Below are 10,153 nucleotides of genomic sequence, written 5' to 3' on the forward strand. Positions count from 1 at the left end.
GTAACCACCCCCTGCCCCCTCCTGCCTGGAGACACCTGTGTCCACTTCCGCCTCCACCCCCAACCCCGGCTCCACCGCCCTCCCCGCGCGGGCCTGGGCCCTGCTCCTCGTCCTCTGCGGGACGATCTTCCTGGAGGGCATCGACGTCGCCATGCTCGCCGTGGCCGTACCGAGCATCAGATCCGATCTCGACCTGTCCACCGGGACAGCGGCCTGGGTGATGTCGGCGTACGTCCTCGGCTACGCCGGCTTCACCCTCCTCGGCGGACGCGCCGCCGACCTGCTCGGCCGCCGCCGGATGTTCCTCGGCTGGCTCGTGGTCTTCATGCTCTTCTCCGGACTCGGCGGCTTCGCCCAGGACGGCTGGATGCTGATCACGGCCCGCTTCGTGACGGGTGTCGCCGCCGCCTTCATGACCCCCGCCGCGCTGTCGATCATCACCACCTCGTACGAGGAGGGGCCGCAGCGCAACCAGGCGCTCCTCGTCTTCGCCGGCACCGCCGCCGGGGGCTTCTCCCTCGGCCTGGTCATCGGCGGGCTGCTCACCCAGTTCGGCTGGCGCTGGGTCTTCTTCGCGCCCGTCCTGCTCGCGGCCGCGGTCCTCGTCGCCGCGCTGCGTCTGGTCCCGAAGGAACCCCGCCCGGAGCGGGCCGCCGGCGGCTTCGACCTGGCGGGCGCGCTGACGGCGTCCGGGTCCATGCTGCTGCTCGCCTTCGCGATCGTCCGGCTCGAACACGGCCTGGCCGGCTGGCCGCTGACCGCGCTCGTGGCCGCCGCCGGGCTGGCCCTCGCCGGAGTGTTCGTCGCCGTCGAGCGGCGCACCGCCACCCCGCTCGTACGCCTCGGGCTGCTGCGCAAGGCCTCCACCGTCCGGGCCGACCTGGGCGCGCTGCTCTTCGTGGGGTCCTTCTTCGGCTTCCAGTTCGTCGCCACGCTCTACCTGCAGGAGCTGCGCGGCTGGTCCTCGCTGGAGACGGCGTTCGCCCTGACGGTGATGGGCGTCGACGCGATCCTCGCCCCGACGCTGACGCCCAGGCTGGTGGCGCGGTTCGGCAACGGTCGGGTGATCCTCGGCGGGTTCGTGCTCGCGGTCGTCGCGTACGCGCTCTTCCTGCCGGTCGGCCCCGACTGGTCGTACGCCGCGATGTTCCCGACCCTGCTGCTCAGCGGGCTCGCCTTCTCGCTCGCGTACGGCCCGCTGACGATCGCCGCGACCGACGGCATCGCGGAGGAGGAGCAGGGGCTCGCGAGCGGACTGCTGACGACGGCCGTGCAGTTCGGTTCGGCGGTCGGCATCTCCCTGGTCACCGCGGTCTACGGGATCGTCGGCGGCGGCCTCGACGGCTTCCGCGCGGCCCTGGTCGTACCGGTGGCGATGGTCGCCCTAGGCACGGTCATCGCCGCGACCGGCGCCCGCGGCCGGACACGGCCGGTGACGGGCGCGGTGACGGGCGCGGTGACGGGGGCGCCCGAAGGCGCGGAGGCCCTGGCGGAGACCCCCAAGGCCGCCGTCTAGGCGGGCCGGGCCGGCTGCGCCGACGGGTCGGCGGGGGCGGACGGGCCGGCGAGGTCGGTGGGGGCGGCGGGGGCGGACGTGCCGGTCACGACACCGGCCCCCGTTCCCGCTCCCGTACCTGCGCCCGCATTCACCACGGCAGCCGCTCCCGTACCCGCGTCCACGCCCGCGTCCGTCGCCGCGCGCTCGGCCGCTGCCAGCTCCGCGCGGCTGCGGCGGGCCGTGCGCAGGGCGTCCCAGGTGAGGATCGTCAGGGCCAGCCACACCAGGGAGAAGCCCGCCCAGCGCTCCGGGGGCATGGCCTCGTGGAAGTACGCGATGCCCAGCAGGAACTGGAACATCGGCGCCAGGTACTGGAGCAGGCCGAGGGTCGACAGCGGTACGCGGATCGCCGCCGCGCCGAAGCAGATCAGCGGCACCGCCGTCACCACGCCCGTCGCGGCGAGCAGGGCCGCGTGCCCGGCGCCCTCCGCGCCGAAGGTGGCCGAGCCCTGCGAGCCGAGCCAGAGCAGGTAGGCGAGGGCGGGCAGGAACTGGACCGCCGTCTCGGCCGCCAGCGACTCCAGGCCGCCGATGTTGACCTTCTTCTTCACCAGGCCGTAGACGCCGAAGGAGAAGGCCAGGATCAGCGAGATCCACGGCGGCTGGCCGTAGCCGATCGAGAGGACGAGCACGGCCGTGGCGGCGACGCCGACCGCGATCCACTGCGCGGGCCGCAGCCGCTCCTTCAGGAGCAGGACGCCGAGCGCGATGGTGACGAGCGGGTTGATGAAGTAGCCGAGGGACGCCTCGACGACATGGCCCGTGTTGACGGACCAGATGTAGACGCCCCAGTTGACCGTGATCACGGACGCGGCGAGCGTGATCAGTCCCAGCTTGCGCGGGCTGCGCGCCAGCTCCCGTATCCAGCCCCAGCGGCGGACCGCGAGGAGCGCGACGACGACGAAGGCCAGGGACCAGACCATCCGGTGGGCGAGGATCTCGACCGCTCCGGCCGGCTTCAGGAGCGGCCAGAAGAGCGGGACCAGTCCCCACATCCCGTAGGCACCGATCCCGTAGAGGAGACCTGCTCGTCCCTCGTTGTCCGTCTTCACCGAACCTCCTGCCCCGCGCCGCGCCGTCCTGATGAAGGTAGCGCCGCACAGGGCAGGCTGTCATGTCCGTACCGCGATACGGTCATGACTCGGGTGGGGTGCGGTCACGCGAGCGCGAGCGCGACCGTCTCGGCCAGCGGGGTGGTGGGCCGGCCGATGAGGCGCGACAGGTCGCCGGTCCGCCGCGCGAGCGCCCCGCGCTCGATGGCCTTGTCGACGTCCACGAGGATCGCCGCGAAGAGCGCGGGCACGCCGGCGCCGGTCAGGATCTCCTCGTGCGTCCCGGCCGGGACGTTGCGGTACGCGATCTCCTTGCCGGTCTGCCGGGCGACCTCGGCGGCGTACTCGGCGAGCGACCAGGCGATGTCGCCGCTCAGCTCGTACGCCGTGTTCACGTGCTCCTCGACCGGGCCCGCCAGGACGGCGGCGGCCGCGGCCGCGTAGTCGGCGCGGGTGGCGGAGGCGACGCGGCCCTCGCCCGCGTTGGCGACGACGGCGCCGTGGGCCAGGACGGGGGCGAGGTTGGCGGTGTAGTTCTCGGTGTACCAGCCGTTGCGCAGGAACGTGTACGGCAGCCCCGAGTCGAGGATCAGCGTCTCCGTCGCCCGGTGCTCGGCCGCCAGGTCGAAGTCGGCCTCCGGGCCGCCGAGGATGCCGGTGTACGCGAGCTGCGCGACGCCCGCCGCCGTGGCCGCGTCGATGACGGCGGCATGCTGGGCCACGCGCTGCCCGACCTCGCTGCCGGAGATCAGCAGGACCCGGTCGCCCGCCGCGAAGGCGCCCGCGAGGGTCTCGGGGCGGCTGTAGTCCGCGATCCGCAGCTCGACACCGTGCTCGGCGAGGGCGGCGGCCTTCGCCTTGTCGCGGACGACGGCGACGACGGACTCGGCGGGGACCCGGGTCAGGAGCTCGTCGATGACGAGACGGCCGAGCTGTCCGGTGGCGCCGGTGACGACGATGCTCATGGTGGTTCCTTCTTCGGTGTGGTGCGGTGGGCGATGCACTCACCGTACGGCGGGCGCTTTCCTTCCGAAAGTACCCACTTTGAAGTAAGGTACTGGCATGGGAGTAAGTGATCGGGTACGGAGTCCGCGCGACCTGCACGACCCGCAGAGCCTGCTGGCCGACGTCGGCGGCATGTGCCCGTCCCGGCTCGTCCTGGAGCACGTCACCAGCCGATGGGGCGTCCTGGTCTTCATCGCGCTGAGCGAGCGTTCGTACCGCTTCAGCGAGCTGCGCCGTCGCGTCGGCGGCGTCAGCGAGAAGATGCTGACGCAGACCCTCCAGACCCTGGAGCGCGACGGCTTCGTCCACCGTGACGCCAAGCCCGTCATCCCGCCCCGCGTCGACTACAGCCTCACCCCCCTCGGCGAGGAGGCCGCCGAGCGCGTCAGGGAGCTGGCCCGGTGGACCGACGCCCGTCTCTCGGCGGTCGAGGAGGCCCGCGACAGGTACGACGTGGCGAAGAGTGCGGCGGTGGCCACGAGATCGTCCCAATGAGGCGGTAACAAGGGCCAGTTGTGCCCGTGCGTCGTACGATCTGCTCACCACTGGGGGCAAGTGTGAGCGTGTGTGGGGGATTCGTGACGTACGCGTACGGAAGAGTGCTGCGTGCCTGCGGGGGCTTACTGGCCTGCGGCCTGATCCTGACCGGCTGTACGGACTCCGGTGAGGGTGACGGGAAGGGCGGCGGCAAGGGCGGTCCGCCCACGTCCCGCGGGCCGTCCGGCACCTCGACCGCACCGCCCGCGTCGGCCGCGCCCGTACCCACACCCACGGGGCTCGAGTTCACCGCGGACCCGAGCCGGGCCCCGAAGAACGAGGCCGACGCCAGACGCCTCGCCCGCGGGATCGTCGCCGGGCCGGAGTCCTGGGGGCCCGACTACGTCAAGCGCACCCCGCACCTCAGCGCCGACGCCTACTGGCCCGTCCTCGACGCCGGCTGCACCTGGGAGGCCGGTACCCGGCCCCCGACCGTGCTCCACAGCGTGACCGCCTACAGCGAGGTCCCCGCGACGACGGGGAGGGGGCTCCTGCAGGTGTCCGCGACCGTGACCGTCCACCGCACGGAGACGGACGCCGACTGGGAGATGGCCCAGACCCTGGAGGAGGCGCTCCGCTGCCCCTCCCAGCAGCTGCGGGACGGTGAGCGCATCACCGGGCTCATGTCCCTCGGCAGCCCCTTCGGAGTCGGCGGCAACTTCACCGCGGCCGACTCGCTCCGCGAGGCCGGGACGTACGTCAACGACGCCGTGAAGGGCGAGCAGACGTACTCCTGGTACCAGTCCCGGGTCGGCCAGGTCACCGTCGCCGCCGTGGTCAAGGGCGCGCCCGGCCACACCGGCAAGGAAGTCGACAGGGCCCAGATCCAGGCCCTCGTCGCCATGGTCGGACGCGCCGAGGACGCCCTGGAGGTCCAGAAGTGAGCCAGGTCCCGCAGCCCGAGCCGCGTCCCGACTCCCAGCCCGAGCCTCAGCCCGACTCCCAGCCCGAGCCTCGGCCTGAGTCCCAGCTTGAGCCGGGCGCTCCGCAGTCCGAGGCCCACCAGCCCGAGCCCCACCAGCCCGGCGCCCCGAACCCCGAGTCCGCCCCGAACCCCGAGTCCGCCACGAACCCCGAGTCCGCCCCGACCCCCGAGACCGCCCCCCAGCCCGACGAGCCGCGCGACCCCCAGCCCGGCGCCCCCCAGCCCCTCCTCCCCTCCGACCCCTCCGTGATCGCCGGCTACCGGATCCTCGGGCGGCTCGGGGCGGGCGGCATGGGCGTCGTCTACCTCGGGCGTACGGAGCACGGTGAGCTCGCCGCCGTGAAGGTGACCCACGCCGACCAGGCCGAACAGGCCGACTTCCGGACCCGGTTCCGGCGCGAGGTCGAGGCCGCGCGCCGGGTCGTCAGCCGCTGGGCCGTCCCCGTGACCGGCGCGGACCCGGACGCCCCCGAGCCGTGGATGGCGACCGCCTTCGTCCCAGGACCCTCCCTCGGCGAGGCCGTCGCCGCGCACGGGCCGCTGCCCGAGCGGAGCGTACGGATCCTCGGCGGCGCCGTCGCCCGCGCGCTCGCCGCCGTCCACGCGGCCGGGCTCGTCCACCGGGACGTCAAGCCCGGCAACGTCCTGCTCGCCGTCGACGGCCCCCGGCTCATCGACTTCGGCATCGCCCGGGCGACCGGGGAGACCGCGCTGACCTCCACCGACATGGTCGTCGGCACCCCCGGCTTCCTCGCCCCCGAGCAGGCCGAGGCCCGTGCCGACGAGATCGGTCCGCCCAGCGACGTCTTCGCCCTCGGCTGCCTCCTCGCCCACGCGTCGACCGGCCGCCCGCCCTTCGGCACGGGGGCGGTCGACGCCCTCCTCTACCGCACCGTCCACGACGAGCCCGACCTCGTCGGCGTACCGGACGGGACGCTCCTGGACCTCGTACGGACCTGTCTCGCCAAGGACCCGGCCGCCCGGCCCACCGCCGAGGAGGTCGCCGCCCGCCTCACCGAGGACACTCCCGGCGCGGCCGCCGACTGGCTGCCCGCCCCCGTCGTCCGGACCATCGCCGAACGCTCCGCCGCGATGCTCGCCCTGCCCTCGATCGACCCCACCGAGCACGGGACGCCGACGGCTCCGAGCCGACCGGCGCCCAGCAGACGGAAGTTCCTGCTCCTGGCCTCCGGCGCCGCCGTCCTCGCCGCCGGCGGAGGCGTCGCCGCCTACGCCGCCCTGAGCGACGACAACCGGGGCAAGGACGGCAGGACCGCCGCCCCGCCGCCCAAGCAGCGGCGCTGGATCGTCGGCGTCCAGGCGGACCTGACCGGCCCCGCCAAGGACATCGGCCGCGCCCAGGAACGCGGCGCACGGCTCGCCGTCGAACGGTTCAACGCCCGCAAGGACAAGCCCTTCACCCTGGAAGTGAAGGTCTCCGACGACGGCGGCGACAAGGACAAGGCCCTCGCCGCCGCCCGCGTCCTCACCGGCGACCCCGACGTCCTCGGCGTCCTCGGCCCGACCTCCGACTACACCGGCCTGAACGCCCTGCCCGCCTACGACGAGTCACGGCTGCCGCTCATGACGGTCTCCGCCGGGCTCAACCTGCTGACCAACGCGACGAGCGCCCAGGGCCTCTCCGTCCTGCGCGCCTGCCCCCAGCACGCCATCGCCGGCAGCTGCCTCGCCTACTACGTGCTGCACAAGACCCGGAGCATCCGCCCGGGCATCCTCCAGGAACGCACCGACGACCCCTACGCCTGGCAGTACATCGGCGGCGCCAACTTCGGCTTCCGGCAGGCCGCTGTCGTGCCCGTCCCGCGCGTGGTCCCCGGCCGCGCCACCGACTACAAGCGGATCCTCGCTTCGATGATCGGCGAGGGGATGGACGCGTACGTCCACTGCGGCCTCACCCCCAGCGCCGTCCTCGCCGCCCGCGCTCTCGACGAACTCGGCTTCACCGGAATGAAGATCACCGGCCAGCACGTCTTCGAGCCCCGCTTCCTCACCGAAGCGGGCCCTGCGGCGGAGGGCTGGATCCTCGGCGCGCCCGTCACCGACCCGACCGCCCGCAAGGAGGCGGCCGACTTCGTCGCCGCCCACCGCACCCGGTACGGCACGCCCCCCGCCCCCTACACGGGCGAGTCCTTCGACGTCGTCAACCTGCTGATCCAGGAGGTGGTCAAGGCCGCCGAGGGCGGGAAGCGACCGGACCGCACCGCGCTCACGCCCGCGCTGCGCAAGGCCCGGTACACCGGCGTCATGGGCGGCTACACCTTCGACACCGAGAGCGGGAACCTCAGCGGGATCGGCACCTTCATGTACGCCGTCCAGAACGGCCGTTACCAGCCGTTGGAGTTCGCGCCCGCCGGGCCGCCCAAGACCAGACGGACCTGACGCGTGCGGCCCCTCCGTCCCGCCGACCCCTCGGCGATCGCCGGCTACCGCCTCCTCGGCCGGCTCGGCGCCGGCGGCATGGGCGTGGTCTACCTCGCCCGCTCCGCCGGCGGCGCGCTCGCCGCGCTCAAGCTGATCAGAGCCGAGCACGCCGCCGACCCCGGCTTCCGGGAGCGGTTCCGGCGCGAGGCCCTGGTCGCCGAGCGGATCACCGGCCGGTGGGTGGTCCGGGTCCTCGGCGCGGACCCGGAGGCCCGGGAGCCCTGGCTCGCCACCGAGTTCGTCCCGGGACCCTCGCTCGCCGAGGCCGTCGGCCTGCACGGCGCGCTGCCCGAGGCGACCGTACGGGCCCTGGGCGCACGGCTCGCCGACGCGCTCACCGGCATGCACGCGGCCGGGCTCGTCCACCGGGACGTGAAGCCCGCCAACGTCCTCCTCGCCCTCGACGGGCCGCGCCTCATCGACTTCGGCATCGCCCGCTCCGCCGGGGCCACCGCCCTGACCGCCACCGACGCGATGATCGGCACCCCCGGCTACCTCGCCCCCGAGCAGGCCCGCACGGGCGGCGCGGGCGAGGTCGGCCCGCCGAGCGACGTCTTCTCGCTCGGCTGCGTGCTCGCGTACGCGACGACCGGCCGCCGCCCGTTCGGTACGGGCACGGTGGCCGCGATCGTCTACCGCACGGTCCACGAGGAGCCCGACCTCGACGGCGTACCGGAGCCGCTGCTGCCGCTGGTGACCGCCTGCCTGGCCAAGGACCCGGCCGACCGGCCCACGGCGCCGGAGGTCCGGGCGCGCCTCGGCCGGACCGAGGGCCCGGCGGGGGACTGGCTGCCGCCCGGCCTCCCGGCGCTCATCGCCGAACGCTCCACGCGCGTCCTCGACCTGCCCGTCGCCGAGCCGACCGTCGTCGTACCCGCCGCCGACGGCGACCGGGCCCGCACCTCGCCGTCCCGGCGGCGCTTCCTCGCCCTCGGCTCGGCCGCCGCCGTCGTCGGGGCGGGCGGCCTGACGGCCTGGCTGGTGAACCGAGAGCCCGGAGCCGGCACGTCCGGCGGCACGGGCGGGGGCTCGGGCGTCGGCACGCGTTCGGGCGGGCCGTCCGGCACCCGTCCCGCGTACACGATCGGCGTCCAGACCGATCTGAGCGGCCCCGGCAAGGCCGCCGGGCGCGCCCAGGAGCGCGGTGTGCGGCTGGCCGCCGAGACCTTCAACGCCCGCGCCGACCGGCCCTTCGACCTGGCGGTGAAGGTACGCGACGACGGCGGCGACCCGCGCCGGGCCGCCGCCGTGGCCGAGGAGTTCGGGAAGGACGCGTCCGTCATGGCCGTGGTCGGCCCCACGGCCAGGGAGACCGTCGTCGCGGGCTCCGCCGCGTACGACAGGAACCAGCTGGTCTTCGCGACCGTCGCCGTCGGCATCGACGCGGGCGACCTGACGACCCAGACCGTCAACCCCGTCCACCGCGAGCTGCGCGCCCCGCACGACATGCTGCAACTCCCCTTCACCAGCGTCGCCATCGTCACCAAGGCCAGGCGGACGGCCGTGGTCGACGACCGCGCGGCCGGCGACTTCAGCTGGCGGACGGCCAACTCCGCGCAGAGCACGATGACTCCGGTCTCCGATGCCGTGACGGTCCATCGGATCGCCGCCGACAGCGAGGACTTCGGGACCGTCGTGCGCGAGGTGCTCGCCGCCCGCCCGCAGGCGGTGCTCTACGCCGGGGTCTCCCCGCGCCGCGCCGGGCTCTGCGCGAAGGCGCTGAGCGAGCAGGGGTACAAGGGCCTGCGGGGTGGTGTCGAGTACGCGCTCGGCCCCGAGTTCCTGTCCGTCGCGGGCCCTGCCGCCGAGGAGTGGTACTTCGGCACGACGTACGTCGATCCGGCGCTCGTACCGGCGGCGAAGGGCTTCACCGCCGCGTACCGCAAGCGCTGGGGCCTGTCGGCCACGGCGCCGGTCGAGCCGTTCGCCGTCGAGGCGTACGACGTGGTGACGGGCATCGCGGCGAGCATGAGCGAGATGGTGTCTGGCCAGAAGCTGGACATGGCGCGGACCGCCGTACGCGGGGCGATGCGGCTGTTCCCCTACGACGGGATCGCGAAGAAGTACGGCTTCGACGAGCGGAACGTGTCCGCGTTCAAGTACATCAAGGAGATGTTCCTCTACCGGATCGAGGGCGGCACCCCGCGCTTCCTCGGCGCTTTCGAGGCGGCGGCGCAGGGCGAGAAGAACCGGCGGAAGATCGACTGAGGGGCGCGGTGCCGGTGTTCCGGCCGCGCCCCTCGTCCGTACCGCTGTGCCCGTACTTCCGTGCTGGTGCCGCTCTCAGCCGACGACCGTCCAGGTGTCGTTGCCGGTGAGGAGTTGGGTGAGGTCGCCCTTGCCGTGTTGTTCGATGGCGGTGTCGAGTTGGTCGGCCATGAGGGTGTCGTAGACGGGTCGTTTCACCGAGCGGAAGACGCCGATGGGGGTCTGGTGGAGGGTGTCGGGGTCGGCGAGGCGGGAGAGTGCGAAGGCGGTGGTGGGGCTGGTGGCGTGGGCGTCGTGGACGAGGATGTCGGTCTCGTTGCCGGGGGTGATGGTGACGACCTTGAGGTCGCCGGTGGCCCGGTCGCGGACGACGCCCTTGTCGAGGTCGGTGCCGAAGCGGATGGGCTGTCCGTGTTCGAGGCGGAT

General features: G+C 73.8%; 7 protein-coding genes and 1 pseudogene. 5 read left to right on the forward strand and 3 right to left on the reverse strand.

Annotated elements, in window-relative coordinates; translation table 11 throughout:
• Positions 1-37: 37 nt before the first annotated feature.
• The gene (locus AB0E14_RS29235; protein ID WP_362424610.1) at positions 38-1,516 is read left to right on the forward strand and encodes an MFS transporter; all 1,479 of its coding nucleotides are present in this window, start codon (positions 38-40) and stop codon (positions 1,514-1,516) included.
• On the opposite strand, the gene rarD is transcribed toward AB0E14_RS29235, so the two are convergent.
• Positions 1,513-2,610, reverse strand: coding sequence for an EamA family transporter RarD (rarD, locus tag AB0E14_RS29240; protein ID WP_362424613.1), 1,098 nt, complete (start codon positions 2,608-2,610; stop codon positions 1,513-1,515). The genes AB0E14_RS29235 and rarD overlap by 4 nt on opposite strands.
• 104 nt (positions 2,611-2,714) lie before the next feature.
• Entirely contained in the window at positions 2,715-3,575 is an 861-nt protein-coding gene (locus AB0E14_RS29245) for an NAD(P)H-binding protein (protein ID WP_362424616.1), read from the reverse strand.
• Positions 3,576-3,672: 97 nt separating this feature from the next.
• On the opposite strand from AB0E14_RS29245, the gene AB0E14_RS29250 reads away from it, so the two are divergent.
• The 4 genes from AB0E14_RS29250 to AB0E14_RS29265 all read left to right on the forward strand — a co-directional run bounded on the left by AB0E14_RS29250 (position 3,673) and on the right by AB0E14_RS29265 (position 9,727).
• Positions 3,673-4,110 (forward strand): helix-turn-helix domain-containing protein, encoded by a 438-nt coding sequence (locus AB0E14_RS29250; RefSeq protein WP_362424619.1) that lies wholly within the window; start codon positions 3,673-3,675, stop codon positions 4,108-4,110.
• An 83-nt stretch (positions 4,111-4,193) separates the two neighbouring features.
• A complete protein-coding gene (locus tag AB0E14_RS29255; RefSeq protein ID WP_362424622.1) occupies positions 4,194-5,036 on the forward strand; it encodes a hypothetical protein in 843 nt (280 codons plus the stop codon).
• Positions 5,033-7,477 carry an ABC transporter substrate-binding protein gene (locus AB0E14_RS29260; protein ID WP_362424625.1) on the forward strand — a complete coding sequence of 815 codons (2,445 nt, stop codon included), beginning with the start codon at positions 5,033-5,035 and terminating at the stop codon, positions 7,475-7,477. Before AB0E14_RS29255 ends, AB0E14_RS29260 begins: the two co-directional genes overlap by 4 nt.
• A 3-nt stretch (positions 7,478-7,480) precedes the next feature.
• Complete coding sequence (locus tag AB0E14_RS29265; RefSeq protein ID WP_362424628.1) at positions 7,481-9,727, forward strand: bifunctional serine/threonine-protein kinase/ABC transporter substrate-binding protein; 2,247 nt, start codon at positions 7,481-7,483, stop codon at positions 9,725-9,727.
• Between the two features lie 75 nt (positions 9,728-9,802).
• On the opposite strand, the pseudogene AB0E14_RS29270 reads toward AB0E14_RS29265, so the two are convergent.
• A pseudogene (locus AB0E14_RS29270) lies at positions 9,803-10,153 on the reverse strand (2-oxoacid:ferredoxin oxidoreductase subunit beta); the annotation flags it as partial.

It is taken from the genome of Streptomyces sp. NPDC047981 (genome assembly GCF_040653315.1).
Classification (GTDB): domain Bacteria; phylum Actinomycetota; class Actinomycetes; order Streptomycetales; family Streptomycetaceae; genus Streptomyces.

Coding starts and splice junctions, on each gene's coding strand:
- AB0E14_RS29245 (WP_362424616.1), bottom strand. CDS start 3,575: ATGAGCATCGTCGTCACCGGCGCCACCGGACAGCTCGGCCGTCTCGTC.
- AB0E14_RS29250 (WP_362424619.1), top strand. CDS start 3,673: ATGGGAGTAAGTGATCGGGTACGGAGTCCGCGCGACCTGCACGACCCG.